The following is an 18,467-nucleotide window of genomic DNA, read 5'->3' on the forward strand; positions in this document are numbered from 1 at the left end:
CTTTAATTTTGTTGCAGCCTTAGTTTTTTTGAAAATTAAGATTGCAACTTTTAACTAAATTATTTCTTAAATCTTTTGATATTAAAATTGAGCATACTTTACTAAAAAGAATAATGAATTTTAGTAAGCATCCAACTAATTACATCCTTAATTATAAATGTATGGACTTTGCATAACTTACTTGCTAAGACTATGTGCGGAAAATACCGTCTATAGTTAAAGTTTGTCCTGTTATGTAATTAGCCTTTTCAGATGCTAAGAACACAGCTGCTGCCCCAACTTCTTCTGGCTTTCCAAGACGAGCTGCAAATACACTGCTTTTTATCCATGTTTTTATATCTTCTGGAAGAGCTGCTACCATGTCTGTTTCAATTGGTCCTGGGCATATTGCATTTACATTGATTCCCTTAGAAGCTAAATCTCTTGCTAAAGTTTTGGTTAAACCAATAAGTGCTGCTTTTGAAGATGCATAAGCTGAGCTTCCAGAGGCTCCTGTTGCAGCACTAGTTGAAGACATGAATATAATACTTCCTGAGTTTTTCTCTAATAAATAAGGTACTACTAGTTTTGACATATAGAAAGGTCCATAGGTATTCACCTTCATAACTTGATCAAATTGCTCAAGGGTAGTATCCATAATTGAACCATTGGTTTCTATACCTGCATTATTGACAAGTACATCAATACGTCCAAACTTCTCAATAGTAGCTTTAACTAACTTTTCGCATTCCTCATATTTTGAAACATCAGCTTGAACAGCTAAAACTTCTGCACCAAGAGATTTGCATTTGTCAGAAACCTCCTTAGCACGTTCCACATTACTATTGCAATGGATAACCACATTATATCCAGCTTCTGCAAATTCCGTAGCACAAGCAGCACCAATACCTCTAGACGAGCCTGTTATAATAACTACTTTTTTATCCATAATCTTTAATCTTCCCTTCGTTTTATCAATTTTTTACTAGACTAGCTTAGTTAATTTTTAATTATTTTATTAGTTACATATTTAACATTATTTTCAGTTAAATATGTTTATTTTCTTCTTTTTTCATTATCACAGCACTGTTTTTAGGATATTTCTATAAAAACATTATAGAATATTTAACAATCTAAATCAATATGTTTAAAACAATTTATTTGAATTCTTATAATTTAAAACTAAAAATCAACAAGGTAGCTAGAAATTTAGAAAGGCTATATAATATAGATAAACTGTCTCTTAGTTCAATCTATATTTAACAAAATGATGACTGAAATCACAAAAATTATAGATACTCAATGGTAAATTGACCTTGACTACCCCTTTTGAAGAAATAAACCTATAATAACAAGTAAATACACACTGAATTATGGTTCTATATAATAGAAAAATATATTTTATTTACCACAGAATGGAGGAATACTTATGGCACAAACAACTAAAAAGGCACTAGCTGCCTCACTTAAAAAGTTATTATCTCAAAAATCCATGGACAAAATCACTGTTATTGATATTGTTGAGGACTGTGAAGTTAATAGGCAAACCTTTTATTATCATTTTAAAGATATATACGATCTTGTTGAATGGATTTATACTGTGGAAGCTTCAAAAGCCCTTGGTGATAAGAAAACTTATGATACCTGGCAACAAGGTTTTATGAACATTTTTAACTATGTACTTGAAAATAAATCCTTTGTAAAAAACACCTATCATTCTCTTAGCAGAGAGCATCTCGAAAACTATCTTTATAATGAAACCTATAATCTTTTGATTGGTGTTATTGAAGAAAAAGCTGCTGGAATGAATGTAAGAGAAGAAGATAAGGCATTTATTGCACACTTTTATAAATATGCTTTTGTAGGACTCGTGCTAGAGTGGATTGGCAGGGGGATGAAGGAAGATCCCACTACCATCATTGAAAGAGTAAGCATTGTAACCCATGGAGATATAATAAAATCTCTAGAAAATTTTAAAACTCATAATAAATTTTAGACAAACAGTGCCTAGTGTATAAAATTTTTACAATATAACCTTTATGTCAAAACTCTAAACAAGGCACTATTATTGTCTATTGTTGATAGCTCTAAAAATTTCTATTATATATACATGAAGTAAATATATTTATTAGGGGGTACTTATAATGTATTATAGTAATGGAAATTATGAAGCATTTGCTCGTCCACAAAAACCAGCTAATGTAGATAAAAAATCAGCATATCTTGTTGGTTCAGGCCTTGCATCATTAGCTGCTGCTTGTTTTTTAGTACGTGATGGTCAAATGAAAGGTGAACATATCCACATTCTAGAAGAGCTTAACATTGCTGGGGGTGCCTGTGACGGTATCAATGACCCTTCAAAAGGATTTATAATCAGAGGGGGACGTGAAATGGAGAACCATTTCGAATGTTTATGGGATCTATTCCGCTCTATACCTTCTCTTGAAACTGAAGATGCTTCTGTTCTTGATGAGTTTTATTGGTTAAACAAGAAAGATCCAAACTACTCACTTATGAGAGCTACTGTTAATAGAGGTGAAGATGCTCATACTGACGGCAAATTCACTTTAACTCCAAAAGCTTCTATGGAGATAGTAAGCTTATTCATGAGTCGTGATGAGGACTTATATGATAAAAAGATTACTGATGTATTCACAGAGGAGTTTTTCACCTCCAACTTCTGGTTATACTGGAGAACTATGTTTGCCTTTGAGGATTGGCATAGCGCTTTAGAAATGAAGCTTTATATACAAAGATTTATTCATCATATTGGAGGACTTCCCGATTTCTCAGCATTGAAATTTACTAAATACAATCAATATGAATCCTTGATTCTTCCAATGATTAAATACCTTGAAGAACATGGTGTTCACTTCCAATACGATACTAAAGTAACCAATGTTATTTTTGACATAAATAACGGCAAAAAGGTTGCAACTAAAATAATCTGTGAGCATAGTGGCAAAGAGGAGTTCATTGATCTTTTAGAAGATGATTTAGTATTTATTACAAATGGAAGCTGTACAGAAAATTCTACTTTAGGCGATGACAATCATGCTCCAATATTTAATGATTCTGTTGGCGGCTGCTGGGAGCTTTGGAAAAACATTGCTAGTCAAGACCCTTCCTTTGGTAATCCAGATAAATTCTGTGGAAATAAACAAGCAACCACTTGGGAATCAGCGACAGTTACTACCCTAGATGAAAAAATCCCACCATATATAGAAAAAATCTGTAAGAGAGATCCTTTCAGCGGTAAGGTGGTTACTGGTGGTATAATTACTGTAAAAGACTCAAACTGGTTAATGAGTTATACTCTAAACCGTCAACCACACTTTAAAAGTCAACCTAAGGATCAACTTGTAGTTTGGGTATATGGATTATTTGCAGATGTTCCTGGTAACTATATTAAGAAACCAATGAGAGAATGTACAGGAATAGAAATTACAGAAGAATGGTTATACCACTTAGGAGTGCCTGAAGCTGAAATCCATGAGCTAGCAACAAAATCAGCTCATTGTATTCCATGTATGATGCCATATATAACTGCCTTCTTCATGCCAAGAGCTAAAGGTGACAGGCCAAAGGTTGTTCCTGAGGGAAGTGTAAACTTTGCCTTTATAGGTCAATTTGCTGACACAGTTCGTGACACTGTATTTACAACAGAGTATTCTGTAAGAACAGCAATGGAAGCTGTCTATACTCTATTAGATGTAGACCGTGGAGTACCTGAAGTATTTGGTTCTTGTTATGACATTAGAGTACTATTAGATTCTACTTCAAAAATGTTAGATGGTAAAAAACTTACTGACTTACATCTTCCAATACCACCTAGCTTACTTGATGGCAGAGTTATGCAAATGGCATCTAAAACAGTTATTCCTGAGTTGCTAAAACGTTACAACCTAATCTAGTAGAAAAAGAGTCTGTATTTAACTTAGGTAGGAATATATATATTTTTTTATTTATATAGGCTTTAAAATAATAATTCCTCCCAACTTAAGATTTCCATAAGCACTTTAGTTTAAATTTTAAATATAAGTCTAGTCTAGAGCTATAAGTAACTCTTAGACTAGACTTTTTGCTTTATATTCTACAGTTTGTTAATAAGTTCTTGAATTTTTTGCTCTAATTTTGCCGGTGAAGTAGCTGGTGCAAATCTATCTATCACTTCCCCATGTTTATCAACAAGAAACTTAGTAAAATTCCACTTTATTGTTTCACCAAACAATCCTTTCTTTTGTTCACAAAGGTGTCTAAATAAAGGATGCGCATTTGGACCCTTTACATCTACTTTTTCAAACATTGGAAATTCAACTCCAAAGCTAGATTTACAGAAGCTTTTAATTTCCTGATTTCCTCCTGGTTCTTGGTTTCCAAATTGATTGCATGGAAATCCTAAAATTTCAAACTTTTCATTACCAAATTTTTTATATAGAGCCTCCAGCTCATTATACTGTGGTGTAAAACCTCACTTACTTGCAACATTAACAATTAACAATACTTTTCCTTCATATTTTCTTAAGCTGATAACTTCTTCATCAATTGTTTTTAATTGAATATCATATATTGACATTATAGATCCTCCCTTTTACTTATAACTTTATATTTTTATATACTGCTATTAAATTCTATAATTTATCCTATGTAAACTATTATAACACATTTTTAATTGTATGCAATACAATTTTATAAAATATATTCCCGAAGAAATTCATCTATTAGGACCTTTCTATAATTCAATATTTATGTTTTATTTGGTATTATGTCTGTTATATTATTTCTATGTGCATTTATATAAAGGAATAAATTTTTGCAATTTCACTTTACCTATAAAGTATTTTCTAATTATTAATGCTTTTTATAAGAGTAGCTTTATACTCATAAAAATATGCTCCCTTTATAAGAAACAGTTTTATTATCTTAACTATTTCTTATAAAAAGAGCACGTGGTAATTTAATATGAAAATTATATTATTTTATTAATACTTAGCTATAAAATTACTTAATGGTCGGTAATTTTATACTTTTCGCCCTATAAGCTGGTTTATAATTAACTACATGATGTTCTATGTCGCTATTTTATTAATAAAGTTATCCGCTTTACTAAAGTCCTTTTGATTTGGATGTCCTTTTGAAAACTTACTCATAATCTCAAAGATTTTATTATCACTAAAATCTTTACTAACAAAACTTCCTTTACAAGCAAAGCTTCCTTTACATATTGCCCCTTTCGATACTAAAAGATTCATCAATTTCTTATTATAAAAAGTTAGCCCAACCCCACTTGTTGAAAATACAAAAACATGCTTCCCTTGTAAATTTAATATTTCAATGCAGTCAAATAACTGTGGTGATAAGCTTTCTTTATATACTCCTGACCCAAACCCAATTAAATCATAATCCTTAATATTAATATCTTTAAAGCTTTTCAAGTTTACTAAGTCAGCATTAATTGGTTCTCCCAGTACTTCCGCTATTCTCTTTGTATTACCTTTGTAAGTAGAACTGTATATGATTAAAGATTTCATAAGTAATATTTCTCCTCTCATTTTTCTATGTAATTTATTTTTTTCTCGCTATAATTACCTTTATGTTTATGAAAATTTCCTATAGGCTACAGCTCCCTCTTTTATTAGCTGTTTTGCAAATTACATTTTTAGCTTCTACTAATTTTAATAACTAAAACATTAGTTCATTGGTTTCATTTAAATATTGCATTTTACTAATATATATGATCGAATAATAATTCATAATATCATATCATAAAATTTAATAACAATGAATTCATAAACTAAATCTATTAATTTGATAGGGGTGTAAAAAACTATGATAATGAAAATAATCCTACTTATAATATTTTCAACCTTATGCATTCTAAATGTTCTTTATGAGAAGAACAACAAAACAAAAGGAATTGCTTTTACTAAGCCATTTTTAATGCCACTTCTTGCTATTATATACTTATCAAATGCATCTGAAATAAATCACTATATTGTTTTAGCCTTAAGTTTTGGCTTTCTTGGAGATGTATTTTTGCTAAAGAATCACAAGCATGTCTATGTTCTCGCTGGTATTATTTCCTTTCTAATTGGTCATTTATTCTATATTTATGTGTTTATATCAGACTCGTATATGGTAAAGACTATCCCCCTATGGTTTCTATTGTTTTTGCTTCCTTATGCTGGCATAGGTTTTCTAGTATTTAAAAAGCTTATATCCTCAATGCAATCAATGAAATTACCAGCAGTAATTTATATGTGCATTCTCTGCACAATGAGCTTTATGAGTTTTTCCCGTATTTGGTCTGTTTCATTTTTTTCCTTCATTTTAACCTTCTTAGGTTCACTGTGTTTTCTAGTTTCAGATTCCATATTAGCTTTTGATATGTTTTCAATGGAAAGAAAAAATAATGGGGCAACTGTAATGGAGACTTATATTGCAGCACAAATTTTAATTGTTATAGGATTGTTGTTATAAGTAGCAAACTATTTAAACTCTCTATTTTTTGTCTTATTAAATTATACATTCAAACTTTAAGTAAGTTGGAGTTAAAAACATATATAAAATTCCCTAGTTTATTTTTAACACCTTTAATACATTCTCAATATATCTTAATTAGATAAAAATTATGCCGCTTGGACCAAGAGGTCCTTAGCGGCATTTTTTGTAACCAAATTAAAATTTCTGAATTTCATTTGAGCTAAGGTATCTATTCTTATACCACAATTCTAGCTCTAATAGCTTATAAGAGTACTTATAACTTTTCATGGAAAACAAAACATATGCCCCTCTAAAAAATCAGCTCTCCTGGTTTATATCCCTCAGGTAATTCTTCTTCACTTAAAAATTGGAAGCTTTCATCACGAAGTATTGGTAAAAATGATTCGTATGGGATTTTAGAGAACTCACAGCCATAACTACTTGCTCCAAACCATTTACCCTCTTTGCTGCTTAAGTTTAAATCTCTAGCAAACTTTGTGTAGTTTGAGCAATCATGAACTGCTAAATCCCAGTTTTCTTCATCAGCTATTTTCATGAATTTTAAAGTTAATTCCCTACTCCAAACTGGAGATATATATCCACGTCTGCAAATATACATGTTTTCACCATAATAATTATCTATATTATTCTCATTTAAATGTAATTCTGCACAATTTATAAAATCTAGTTTTGTATCTAAGATTGCTTGTTTTTTCTTAAAAAAGGCTTCGAAAAACTCAGGAGTCATTGGTGTTTCGATACCTACATTTTTAATGTACTTCTTAGCTATTCTAATATTTTCAATAACTTTGTCTGAGCAGTTAGAAGCACCAAGGTTAAATCGCAACTCATTAAGACCTGCTTCACCTAAAGCTTTCAAGGTTTCTTCTGTAGCTAAAAGTCCATTTGTATATAGATGTTGGTGTATTTCAGCATCATTGAATTTCTTTATTACAGAATAGTATTTTTCTATTTCCATGAATGGTTCTAAGTAAACATAGGAAATACCAGTAGGTTTTTTATAAGTTGAAAGAAGTAAATCGATATCCTTCTCATAAAACTTAGTACCACCAATTTCCCACAAGCCTTCACCAATTGGTGGAATATCGTCTAGTTCTCCATAGTTATAGCAAAACTTACACTCTATATTACATTTGTTGGTTTTTCTAATGGCACTTAACCCAGTTCCCAACAGACAAGAATAACACCCTTTTGGAAATTTGCTTTCGCTACCAACAAAAAAAGTTCTATTCTTTACAGTTTTTAACCCTTTAATTTCTGATATTAATATATCATTTCTATGATCAATGGCTTCCTCAATTTGTGCAAAGGTAGAGTAAATGATTTCTTGCTGTTTTGTCATCAGTTCCTCTTCCTCAGGTAACATGGAAAAAAACTCAAACCATGCTAGTGCATCCTTCTTTGAAATCTTCATAATGTATCCTCCCTTAATGAACCTTCCTAAAGATTCATCTTAATCTTTTTACTGTTCTTTTCACATATTCTTCTTCAAAATGTATACCCATTTCATATATCTATTCTATTTAAATATCTAATTAAAAGCAATTCCAATTTACTCCAAGAGTGAAGAAGTACTTTTAAAATGATAAAAAAGTTATAAAGATATACCGATGACTTTAAGTATACAATAGTAGAGCTTTACAACTCTGTCAATAGTCTAGGGGATTTAATTCCTGAATATGACGTATTAAAATCAGCTTGTCCAAAGATGGGTTTCAAACTCAACCCTTTTGACCATAAAAAAGACAAGGTAGTAACAACAGTAAAGTACCACACCATGATAAAAAAAGATGTCAAAGCTTAAAGGAGAAAATTAAATATAAAAAAAGCTATGATTTCTATAGATAGATATCTGAAAACTCTATATTTATCCTATTTATATTTTTTTCATCTAATATGGATGCACTAATCTTTTCATTATTCTCGGGAATCCTTAGGTCAGGAAGTCTAATTATGAACTCGCTCCCCTCTCCAAATTTACTTTTCACTGAGATATTACCTCCGTGCATTTCCACCAAGGACCTTACTAAGGCTAACCCAATGCCACTCCCCTCATTAGTTCTTTTTAATGAAGTATCCACCTGTGTAAACCTATCAAAAATTAAATCACACATATCTTCTGGTATTCCAATGCCAGTATCTTTAATTGAAATACAAACATAATTTTCCTCTAAAAATATGTCAACAAATATAGAACCACTTTCCTTCCCATACTTTACTGCATTAGCTAAAAGATTTAATATAATTCTTTCGATACTATCAGGATCACAAGCTATAATTTTTTCTTCTATTTCTGTATCAAAAGTTAATGTTATTCCATTATGCTCGATAAATTCTGCAACAGAGATACTAATATCCTCCACTGTTTTTACTATATCATAATTTATCAATTTTATTTTAAAGCTAGCTGCATCAATTTTTGTAATATCTATTAGGTTATTAATTAGCCTTAGCAGTCTGTAAGTATTTTGCTTTATCATTTTAAAATATTTATTAATTTGATTTCTATCTAAATTGCTACTTTTCATGCTATTATCAATCATTTGTTCAGCACTGTATATAACATTTAGGGGAGTTCTCAGTTCGTGAGAAATGTTTACAAAGAAATCAGTTCTAGTTTTCTCGTACTCCTGTAGTTTTGCATTTACAGTTTCTAGCATCTGTTTGCTTTCCAATATACGTTTTTTGTTTAAGAAATCCTTACAGAAAGAGGCATAGTTTAAGGATGAAATTATTTGTGCTAAAATAACTGTAATTAATCCATTCACCATAGTACTGTATAAAACTTGTAGTGTATCAACATTCAATATTAATCCATATATGAAAAAAACTAATGAAACTAGGTAGATAAAAAATGTTTTCAGTGGACTGATAAGAAAGCATGTAGCAAAAGAAAACATGCAAATAATATAAGCAGATATTCCTCCAGTAATATACATGGAATTTATGCCCATAAATCCACACCATAACATAGTTATGAAGATTAACGAGTATATAAAAACTTTTTTACAAACAGGATTATTTTGTTTCTTAATAAAGATTCCTAACCCTAAGAAAACTATGAGGAAGGGCATGACAATTAAATGTAAATAATATAAATACGAATATGCAGGAATTACACTCCTCATTGGTTTGTATATAAGCAAATCCAAAACTAGTAGCAAAGCATTGACTAAAAATAACACAGTTGCTAATATCTGAGATCTTTTAAGATTTATATTTGTTATTGTATCATTAAATTCGTGTTTATAGGATTTTAAATAATAAGAAAAGAAAATGTTATTTCTCTTTATGAACATCTTGGACACCTCAACATTCTACAGCTATAAGTAATATATTACAATTTACAGTAATATTATACATTTGTTTCAATTTTATGTAAACCTATAGTTTTATGTAATTTACTCAAAGGTATTTTTCTTCTCTTAAGAAGATTTTCTGTAGAAAGAAGTTTCATTGTTTATCGATAATTTTATTAATAGTCCAAAAACTTATAAAAAAGCTTAATATTAAAGTTATTATTTACGAAAAGTCCCTCAAACTATCCGTCTGAGGGACTTAAATCACATTTCAATTTTTACAAAAAAACTTCTAGGGTTTTTACAACAGCCTATTTCTTCTCTATTAATGCCACACACTCCACATGAGCCGTCTGTGGAAACATATCTACTGGCTGAATTTCTAAAGTTTTATACCCTAGTCCATCTAACACTCCTAAATCCCTTGCCAAAGTGGCTGGATCACAGGATACGTAAACTATTCTTTTGGGTTTTATTTCTGATAACGCCTTTAATAAGGACTCTTCACAGCCTTTTCTTGGAGGGTCTACTACTACCACATCTGCTTTTATTCCTTGGGCAATTAATCTTGGAATTTCTTCTTCTGATTTACCAACTATGAATTCAGCATTAGTAATTCCATTAGTTCTTGCATTTTCCTTAGCATTTTCTATAGCTTGTGGTATTATTTCTACTCCATATACCTCTTTAGCCCTTTTGGACAAGAATAGTGATATGGTTCCAGTTCCACAGTAAGCATCAAATACAGTTTCCTCCCCTGTTAGTCCAGCATACTCCAAGGCCTTTCCATACAATACTTCTGTTTGCACAGGATTAACTTGGAAGAAGGAAAGAGGTGATATATTAAATTTAAATTCTCCAATGTAATCACTTATGTGGTCTTGTCCCCATAGTGTTAGAGATTGAAGTCCTAAAATTACATTAGTTTTTTCCTTATTGATGTTTTGAATTATAGAAACTACTCCATTAATATTTTCTTTTATTAAATCTACAAATTCCTGCTTATGTGGAAGCTCTTCACTACGAGTTACTAATACCACCATGATTTCCCCAGTTTTAAAGCCTTTTCTCACCATTATATGTCTTATAATTCCACTATGAGATTTCTCATCATATGAAGATATCTTAAACTTTTTCATCCATTGCTTTGTAATTTCTATAACCTTATCCCCAACTTCATCCTGAATATAACATTTATCCATATTAATAATGTCATGAGATCTTGGAGCATAGAAGCCTACTAAAATTTCTTCTCCTGTAGCTCCTACTGGAAGTTGTACCTTATTTCTATAATTATATGGATTTTCCATTCCTAAGGTGTTATGTATAACTACATCTTCTAATTTCCCAATTCTGCTTATTACATTCTTAACTCTTTCTGTCTTAAAGTTTAACTGCTCCTCATAGGAATAATGTTGAAGGTTACAGCCTCCACATCTTTTATAGGTACCACATATAGGCTTAACTCTTTTTTCTGAAGGCTCAATTACCTCTAATAATTTTCCTACTCCATAATTTTTATTAACTTTAATAAGCTTTACTTTAACTACTTCACCTTTCAGTGCTCCAGCAATAAATATAGTGAAGCCTTCAACCTTTGCCACACCTTCGCCTTCATGTCCATAACTTTCTATTTTTACTATGTAATCTTTATTTTTTTCTATATTAATTAGATTCTTTATTTCCTTACTCATAATTTCTCCTTTTAAAATACATTACTTCATTGTCATACCTTAGTATTTTACCAAATTAGCTATAACTTAACCACTATCCTATAGAGAAAATTTATAAATAAGCCGAAACCTCATAAATACTATATAAATCAAAAATGCATACTACAATTTCTTGCAGTATGCTTTAAATCATATCGTTCTATAAAGTTACTTATTAGATGTTGTTATTGTTATTCTATGAAGGTTTGGCACTCAGTATTTGAGCTTGTTACTGCTCCTGGACCTTGAATTTGAACAAAGTTAGCATGGCAATCTCTGTTGTCATTGTATCTGCATTTTATTGCATCACATTTTATTTTTGGAGTCATTTGAACTTCTGTGCTATTAAATAGTTGTCTTACTTCTCCAGGGATATTCATATTTAGCATATGAGTTACAGTATTTTTTAATCCTTTTTCTGCAAAAGTTCCACAGTTTGTATACTCGCTTGAGTGAGCACCAGCTCCATGTACATGAATTACATTAGCAGAGCATAATCCAGTCATATTATGTACACAACTTTGTGCACTACAGGTTAATGTTCCATTTGTCATAACTTACACATCCTTTCATAGTTTTAAGGATAGTATGTGAAGATTTTTATATTTTTATACAATGATAATCATTAGTTCAAAAATCTACAGTTATAACCATAAACTTCCTGTACTAATTACAAATAGAAAATGTTAATATATTCTTCTATATTATCTGAACTATTAATATTTTTTACCTAATCTAATAACATATATTATTATTGTGTTCTAGACCTATCTTTCAATCACAGAATTAAATTTATCATATAACAAAAAAAGACACCCACTAGGGTGCCAATAATAAAATCAGTTGCCATATGTTATATTTTAAATTTTACGCCACTTGTTCCAATATTATACATAAAGATTATGAATAACACAAGTATTTTTCCAATTATTTCAATAATTATTCTAACTATTTTTATTTTTAGTAAAATTTATTAAGTTTTATCTTATAAATTATAGGATAATTAGCCTAAAACTTGTTTACCACTAATGCTAGTGTAGATGTCTACTTCTACACTAGCATTAAGAATTATTAGAAATAGGTTATGCTTTGAATGTAATATTCTTGTTCATCATTACTAATAACTTATATTTGCTCTTCCACTATAAACTATTCCTCGTTTTGGATCCATTGTTATAAAACATCCAGATTTAATTATGGTAGATGCTCCTGTAGCATTATAAATTATAGGAATATCTTTTGCTGCACATTCAATTACAACACTTGAGCTCATTTCATCTTCTTCTACAATTATCCCTGCAACTTTATCAAGAATCTCCATAAACTCCCTTCCAAGTCTTTTAACAACTATTATCTCTCCATCTTCTAATTTGTTTAATGCATCTTTTGCATCTGTCACATGTAATGCTGTACCAAAGGCAGATACATTGTTGGTACCTTTTCCTTGAAGAAGTATATCTCCAATAATATGAACCTTCATCATATTTGTACTTCCAACATAGTTCATTGGGATACCTGCTGCTATAACTACTAAATCTCCTTTTTTAACATAACCAGCAGATAAAGCAATCTCAGCGGAATTTTGAATTAATTCATCTGTAGTTTCTGTTTTAGGAGTAAGGATTGGATACACTCCCCAATTTAGTGCAAGACTCCTAGCTACCTTCTCATAAGGTGTACATGCTATAATATTACACTCTGGTCTATATTTAGAAACCTGTCTTGCTGTATGCCCACTTTGAGTTGCAGTGATTATAGCCGATGCCTTAAGATCCATTGCTGTATTACAAGTTGCAAGACTAATAGCATTTGGAACGTTAGGAATATGAGATTTTCTCTTTTTCTTTAAGTTCTCCTCATAATTAATATGTTCCTCAGCTGTTATGGCAATTTGAGCCATAGTCTTTACAACTTCTACTGGGTACTTACCATTTGCAGTTTCCCCACTTAGCATTATAGCATCCGTGCCATCAAAAATTGCATTAGCTACGTCAGAGGCTTCAGCTCTTGTAGGTCTTGGGTTTCTTATCATAGAATCTAACATCTGAGTAGCTGTTATTACCGGCTTACCGGCCTCATTACATTTCTTAATAATGTTTTTTTGAACAACTGGTACTTCCTCAGCTGGTATTTCAACTCCTAAGTCACCTCTAGCAACCATTATTCCATCAGAGTACTTAATAATTTCATCAATATTATTTACGCCCTGTCTATTTTCAATTTTTGAGAATATTTGAATATCTTCTCCCCCATTTTTATTTAGCACTTTTCTAATATCCAAAACATCCGAAGCCTTTCTTATAAAAGATGCAGCTACTATATCAATTTCATTATCTATACCAAACTTTAAATCTGCTATGTCCTTATCTGTAAGAGAAGGTAGATTTATTGCAACTCCAGGTACATTAACACCTTTGTTATTACCAATTACTCCTGTATTTTTCACTAGGGTATGAACCTTATTTCCTTCAATGCTTTGAACTTCTAGAGCTACTAACCCATCATTTATTAAGATAGTGTCTCCTATTTCTACATCTTCATGAAGCTTATTATAGGTTACAGAACATTTTGTTTCATCCCCTAAGATTTCTTCTCCAGCATATATAGTAAAATTAGTTCCTTCTGTAAGTTCAACAGTGTTTCCTTCAAATTTTCCTGTTCTGATCTCTGGTCCTTTAGTATCTAGAATTATAGCCGTATGTCTATTTAACTCTTTTCTAACTTCTTTCACCATGTCTATTCTTCTTTTGTGCTCCTCATGAGAACCATGAGAGAAGTTTAATCTTGCTGCATTCATGCCTAGTTTTATGAGATTTTTAACAATTTCCTTGTCATCAGTAGTAGGTCCAACAGTACATATTATTTTAGTCTTTTTCATAATTTTCCTCCTACGTATCTTATACCTATTTATTGGTATAGCTATTTATAAACCCTTTATAGTTTATATGAAATATAGCAATGTTCTACAATGCTATAAAGATAAGCAATTTATATTTTTATGTTATAAATAAACAAGCTGAAAAACTTATATACTTTTATCACAAAGTTTTTTCATATTAATATCACATTAATCTTTACTATATTTTTTTGAAAAATCTATTGTTTAGAAGTACTCATTTAATGTTAAAGTATTTTCTATATAATCAAAGTATACTATTACTATTTATATAGCTACTTTTCAAATGTTAATATACTTTTGTAGATTTCAATATCTATTATTTTAGTGAGATAAGGCTATTGATATCTCATAAAGCTTTTCATTGAACTTCTTTTCAATTGATAAAGCTTCCGTTATATCCATATCAATTATTTCTCCATTTTTTGTTCCAACAACTCTAGAAGATTTTCCTTCTATAAGAACTTCTACTGCTTTCGCTCCTAAGCGGGAAGCAAGAATTCTATCAAAAGCACTTGGTATTCCACCTCTTTGAATATATCCAAGTACTGTTGCTCTACTTTCAATACCTGTAACCTCTTCAATTTTTTTAACTAATTTATGCGCTCCACCAACACCCTCAGCTAAAATAATAATGTTGTGTAGCTTTCCTCTTCTTTTACCTTCAAAAATCCCTCTACATATATCCTCAAAACTAAACTCTTTTTCTGGTACAATTACATTTTCTGCCCCACCTGCAATTCCTGCAAATAGAGCTAAATCTCCACAATTTCTTCCCATAACTTCAATGACACTAACTCGTTCATGGGAGCTAGAGGTATCTCTTATCTTATTAATAGCATCTAGCGCTGTGTTAAGGGCTGTATCAAAACCAACTGTATAATCAGTATAAGCTAAATCATTATCTATAGTTCCTGGAATTCCAACAGTAGGTACTCCAAGCTCTGATAATAATTGTGCTCCTCTAAAGGAACCATCACCACCTATTACCACTACACCATCTATTTTTAAAACTTTTATAACATTTAATGCTTTCTCTCTTCCCTGAGGGGTCTTAAATTCTTCACTACGAGCAGTTCTTAGTATAGTTCCACCTCTATGAATAATGTCTGAAACAGAACTTCTATCCATTTCTTCAACTTCTCCATTTATAAGTCCGTTATAGCCTCTATGTACCCCAAGAACTCTAAGTCCTTTATCATTTGCTATTCTTACTACTGCTCTAATTGCTGCATTCATTGCAGGTGAATCTCCACCACTAGTTAAAACTGCTATTGTCTTCATTGTTATGCCCCCTTTTAAAATCATAGTTATACTCTAATTCTAATATTTACCTATAATAATATCAACGTATTTTTTTATGTAATGGTTTGCAAATTTTCTGTATTTTTCACCCTGTGTTTTTTAGATTTTTATAACTATTTATATAATTTCCCTCTAGCTTTTTATTAATTCAAAATCTACTTACATTTTACCTTAAGACACAATTATCTTAATACATTCACAATCGCTAAATAAGTACAAAAGCCTGTGTTCATAAGTTCTTTAAATAGATAGTGTTTACTCAAATTTTTTTGTACCCATTTTAAAACCTTGTAATTCCAAGGCCATCCAGATATTTTGCTATTACAAAACCTGAGTTTCTCTCAGCATGAGAAAACCATGCATAAATAGAGATCAACTCTTTTATTATGCATGGTTTTATTAATATTAAGTCCCTAATTATTTTGTAATAATTTTTTTAGAACTTACATAACCTTTACATTGCTTTCCCCAAACATTTCTTTAAGCATGGAAATAGTATCATAATCACTATGAAGCCATCCTTGCCTATCTATTAAATACCTCTTTCTATCATCAGCAGTACATAAATATACTGGAGTCGCTCCTAGGTTATCCTTGAAAGTGATTTTAATTTCCTTGGTTGTTGGAGTTAACATACTCTTATCCTTAATTAGAATGAAGATTTTTTCATTACTCACATTAACTAAAGGTGAAATTTCTTCACAGAGTATCTTTGTTGGCTCATCTTCTCTTACACTAACTCTTCCATTTATTATAACCATTTCATCTTCATTAATTAAGTTTCTATAGTTATCGTAGGTTTTAGGAAACACAATTACTTCAATGGTTCCAAATAAATCTTCTAAGGTTATAAAAGCCATCATTGCATTATTCTTAGTTATTTTTCTTGTAACAGTAGAAATTAGTCCTCCCACAATTACTTTAGTTCCATCCTTTATTTTTGTGCTATTTTCCCCAACTGTAACTGCTTCTTCAAGTACATCACTTACAATCAAATCCGAAACCTTATGACTTGTTAACATTTTAAGAGACTTTTCATAGTCATCTAAAGGATGACCAGAAAGATATATACCAGTCATTTCTTTTTCCATAGCAAGAAGGTATTTTTTATTAAATTCTTCAATGTTTGGATATTGTATTTGAATAGGAGTTTCATCCTGAACCAAATCTCCAAACAAGTTGATTTGACCTGTAATATTTCTCTTTCTCTCATTGGATACACTGTCTAAAAGCTTCTCAAACACTGCCATAAGTTTAGAACGATAAACGCCAAGAGAGTCGAAAGCCCCTGACTTAATTAAGCTTTCAACAGCTCTTTTATTAACTGCTGAGGTATCAATTTTATTGCAAAAATCATTAAAGTTTTTAAACTTATCTTTTTCTTCTCTATCCTTTACAATTGATTCAATAACTGGTACACCTACATTTTTAATTGCAGAAAGTCCAAATCTAATGGTGTTACCCTTAACAGTAAACCCTGAGTTACTTTCATTAATATCTGGTGGCAACACTTGAATTCCTAGCTGCTCAGCAAATCTTATATAATAAGCAACCTTTTCGTTACTACCCATAATACTATTAAGCATCGCAGCAATGTATTCTGCTGGGTAATAACACATTAAATACGCTGTTTGATAGCCTACAACTGCGTAGGCTGCAGCATGGCTCTTGTTAAAAGCATAACTTGCGAAATCCATCATCTGGTCAAAAATCTTATTTGCAGCTTCTTCGCTTATGCCATTTCTCAAACAGCCTGGAACTTCTACATTTCCAGTTTCATCAACTATACCGTAAATAAAGTTACGTCTTTCTTCCTCCATAACCTTATGCTTCTTTTTAGACATTGCACGTCTAACTAAGTCCGAACGTCCTAAGGAGTATCCAGCTAAATCTCTTACGATTTGCATAACCTGTTCTTGGTATACCATTACCCCATAGGATACCCCTAGAATTGGTTCAAGCTCTGGCGTAATATACTGAACCTTATCTGGATTGTTTTTACTTTCAACATATCTTGGAATCTCAGCCATTGGACCTGGTCTGTAGAGACTTATTCCTGCAATTATATCCTCTAAATTGTCAGGCCTTAACTCCTTCATGAAAGAAGTCATTCCTGCAGATTCTAGCTGGAATACTCCAACAGTTTTACCCTCTCCAATCATACTATAGACTTTTTCATCCTCGAAGTCTATTTTATCAAGGTCAATATCTAATCCTCGATTATCCTTAATATTTTTTACTGTGTCTTGCATAACTGTTAAAGTACGAAGTCCAAGGAAATCCATTTTTAAAAGACCAAGCTCCTCTAAGGTTCCCATAGTAAATTGGGTTACAATCATATCTTCATTTTTCTGAAGGGGAACATACTCCACCAATGGGTTAGACGCTATAACAACCCCTGCTGCGTGGGTGGAACTATGACGAGGTAGTCCCTCTAAGTCTCTAGCCACATCAATTAACTCTTTAACTCTTGATTCATTATCATAAGCTTCTTTAAGCTCTGGATTCATATCTAAAGCTTTATCGATGGTAATCCCTAATACTGTTGGAATCATCTTAGCTATTCTATCCACTTCTGAATATGGATAGTTCATAGCCCTTCCTACATCTCTTATGCATGCCCTAGCTGCCATGGTTCCAAAGGTTATTATTTGTGATACATTATTTACTCCATACTTATCAACTACATAGTCAATAATTTCCTGTCTTCTTTCGTAACAGAAGTCACTATCAATCTAATACACCCTCTCTTTCAAGATACTTTAACACTAC

Annotated in this window: 12 protein-coding genes and 1 pseudogene; 3 read left to right on the forward strand and 10 right to left on the reverse strand. The window is 31.2% G+C overall.

Features of this window, described 5'->3' with window-relative positions; all coding sequences use genetic code 11:
- Positions 1 to 190: 190 nt before the first annotated feature.
- A complete protein-coding gene (locus tag J2Z44_RS02070) occupies positions 191 to 928 on the reverse strand; it encodes an SDR family NAD(P)-dependent oxidoreductase (RefSeq protein WP_021285046.1) in 738 nt (245 codons plus the stop codon).
- A gap of 480 nt (positions 929 to 1,408) precedes the next feature.
- Here J2Z44_RS02070 and J2Z44_RS02075 point away from each other — a divergent pair, with 480 nt between their 5' ends.
- Complete coding sequence (locus J2Z44_RS02075; protein ID WP_021285045.1) at positions 1,409 to 1,975, forward strand: TetR/AcrR family transcriptional regulator; 567 nt, start codon at positions 1,409 to 1,411, stop codon at positions 1,973 to 1,975.
- Between the two features lie 148 nt (positions 1,976 to 2,123).
- Positions 2,124 to 3,893 carry an oleate hydratase gene (locus J2Z44_RS02080; RefSeq protein ID WP_021285044.1) on the forward strand — a complete coding sequence of 590 codons (1,770 nt, stop codon included), beginning with the start codon at positions 2,124 to 2,126 and terminating at the stop codon, positions 3,891 to 3,893.
- Between the two features lie 179 nt (positions 3,894 to 4,072).
- On the opposite strand, the gene J2Z44_RS02085 is transcribed toward J2Z44_RS02080, so the two are convergent.
- Positions 4,073 to 4,555 carry a glutathione peroxidase gene (locus J2Z44_RS02085; protein WP_082206983.1) on the reverse strand — a complete coding sequence of 161 codons (483 nt, stop codon included), beginning with the start codon at positions 4,553 to 4,555 and terminating at the stop codon, positions 4,073 to 4,075.
- A 493-nt stretch (positions 4,556 to 5,048) separates the two neighbouring features.
- The gene (locus tag J2Z44_RS02090) at positions 5,049 to 5,510 is read right to left on the reverse strand and encodes a flavodoxin family protein (RefSeq protein WP_021285041.1); all 462 of its coding nucleotides are present in this window, start codon (positions 5,508 to 5,510) and stop codon (positions 5,049 to 5,051) included.
- A gap of 298 nt (positions 5,511 to 5,808) precedes the next feature.
- Here J2Z44_RS02090 and J2Z44_RS02095 point away from each other — a divergent pair, with 298 nt between their 5' ends.
- A complete protein-coding gene (locus tag J2Z44_RS02095; RefSeq protein ID WP_021285040.1) occupies positions 5,809 to 6,459 on the forward strand; it encodes a lysoplasmalogenase in 651 nt (216 codons plus the stop codon).
- A gap of 313 nt (positions 6,460 to 6,772) precedes the next feature.
- On the opposite strand, the gene J2Z44_RS02100 is transcribed toward J2Z44_RS02095, so the two are convergent.
- The 7 genes and pseudogenes from J2Z44_RS02100 to dnaE form a co-directional block, all read right to left on the reverse strand.
- The gene (locus J2Z44_RS02100) at positions 6,773 to 7,897 is read right to left on the reverse strand and encodes a radical SAM protein (RefSeq protein ID WP_021285039.1); all 1,125 of its coding nucleotides are present in this window, start codon (positions 7,895 to 7,897) and stop codon (positions 6,773 to 6,775) included.
- Positions 7,898 to 8,321: 424 nt separating this feature from the next.
- On the reverse strand, positions 8,322 to 9,437 hold the full coding sequence (locus J2Z44_RS02105; RefSeq protein ID WP_245352819.1) for a sensor histidine kinase: 1,116 nt from the start codon (positions 9,435 to 9,437) through the stop codon (positions 8,322 to 8,324).
- A 656-nt stretch (positions 9,438 to 10,093) separates the two neighbouring features.
- Positions 10,094 to 11,476 (reverse strand): 23S rRNA (uracil(1939)-C(5))-methyltransferase RlmD, encoded by a 1,383-nt coding sequence (rlmD, locus tag J2Z44_RS02110; protein ID WP_021285036.1) that lies wholly within the window; start codon positions 11,474 to 11,476, stop codon positions 10,094 to 10,096.
- A gap of 209 nt (positions 11,477 to 11,685) precedes the next feature.
- Positions 11,686 to 12,048: a DUF1540 domain-containing protein gene (locus J2Z44_RS02115; protein WP_021285035.1), complete on the reverse strand. Its 363-nt coding sequence runs from the start codon at positions 12,046 to 12,048 to the stop codon at positions 11,686 to 11,688.
- Between the two features lie 563 nt (positions 12,049 to 12,611).
- Positions 12,612 to 14,372 (reverse strand): pyruvate kinase, encoded by a 1,761-nt coding sequence (gene pyk, locus J2Z44_RS02120; protein WP_209649306.1) that lies wholly within the window; start codon positions 14,370 to 14,372, stop codon positions 12,612 to 12,614.
- A gap of 342 nt (positions 14,373 to 14,714) precedes the next feature.
- Positions 14,715 to 15,674, reverse strand: coding sequence for a 6-phosphofructokinase (gene pfkA / locus J2Z44_RS02125; RefSeq protein WP_021285032.1), 960 nt, complete (start codon positions 15,672 to 15,674; stop codon positions 14,715 to 14,717).
- 464 nt (positions 15,675 to 16,138) lie between these two features.
- Positions 16,139 to 18,430, reverse strand: a pseudogene (gene dnaE, locus J2Z44_RS02130) (DNA polymerase III subunit alpha); the annotation flags it as partial.
- Positions 18,431 to 18,467: the final 37 nt, after the last annotated feature.

This window comes from Clostridium punense (assembly GCF_017874425.1).
GTDB lineage: Bacteria > Bacillota > Clostridia > Clostridiales > Clostridiaceae > Clostridium_J > Clostridium_J punense.

Coding starts and splice junctions, on each gene's coding strand:
- J2Z44_RS02070 (WP_021285046.1), bottom strand. CDS start 928: ATGGATAAAAAAGTAGTTATTATAACAGGCTCGTCTAGAGGTATTGGT.
- J2Z44_RS02075 (WP_021285045.1), top strand. CDS start 1,409: ATGGCACAAACAACTAAAAAGGCACTAGCTGCCTCACTTAAAAAGTTA.
- J2Z44_RS02080 (WP_021285044.1), top strand. CDS start 2,124: ATGTATTATAGTAATGGAAATTATGAAGCATTTGCTCGTCCACAAAAA.
- J2Z44_RS02090 (WP_021285041.1), bottom strand. CDS start 5,510: ATGAAATCTTTAATCATATACAGTTCTACTTACAAAGGTAATACAAAG.
- J2Z44_RS02095 (WP_021285040.1), top strand. CDS start 5,809: ATGATAATGAAAATAATCCTACTTATAATATTTTCAACCTTATGCATT.
- J2Z44_RS02100 (WP_021285039.1), bottom strand. CDS start 7,897: ATGAAGATTTCAAAGAAGGATGCACTAGCATGGTTTGAGTTTTTTTCC.
- J2Z44_RS02105 (WP_245352819.1), bottom strand. CDS start 9,437: ATGGGCATAAATTCCATGTATATTACTGGAGGAATATCTGCTTATATT.
- rlmD (WP_021285036.1), bottom strand. CDS start 11,476: ATGAGTAAGGAAATAAAGAATCTAATTAATATAGAAAAAAATAAAGAT.
- J2Z44_RS02115 (WP_021285035.1), bottom strand. CDS start 12,048: ATGACAAATGGAACATTAACCTGTAGTGCACAAAGTTGTGTACATAAT.
- pyk (WP_209649306.1), bottom strand. CDS start 14,372: ATGAAAAAGACTAAAATAATATGTACTGTTGGACCTACTACTGATGAC.
- pfkA (WP_021285032.1), bottom strand. CDS start 15,674: ATGAAGACAATAGCAGTTTTAACTAGTGGTGGAGATTCACCTGCAATG.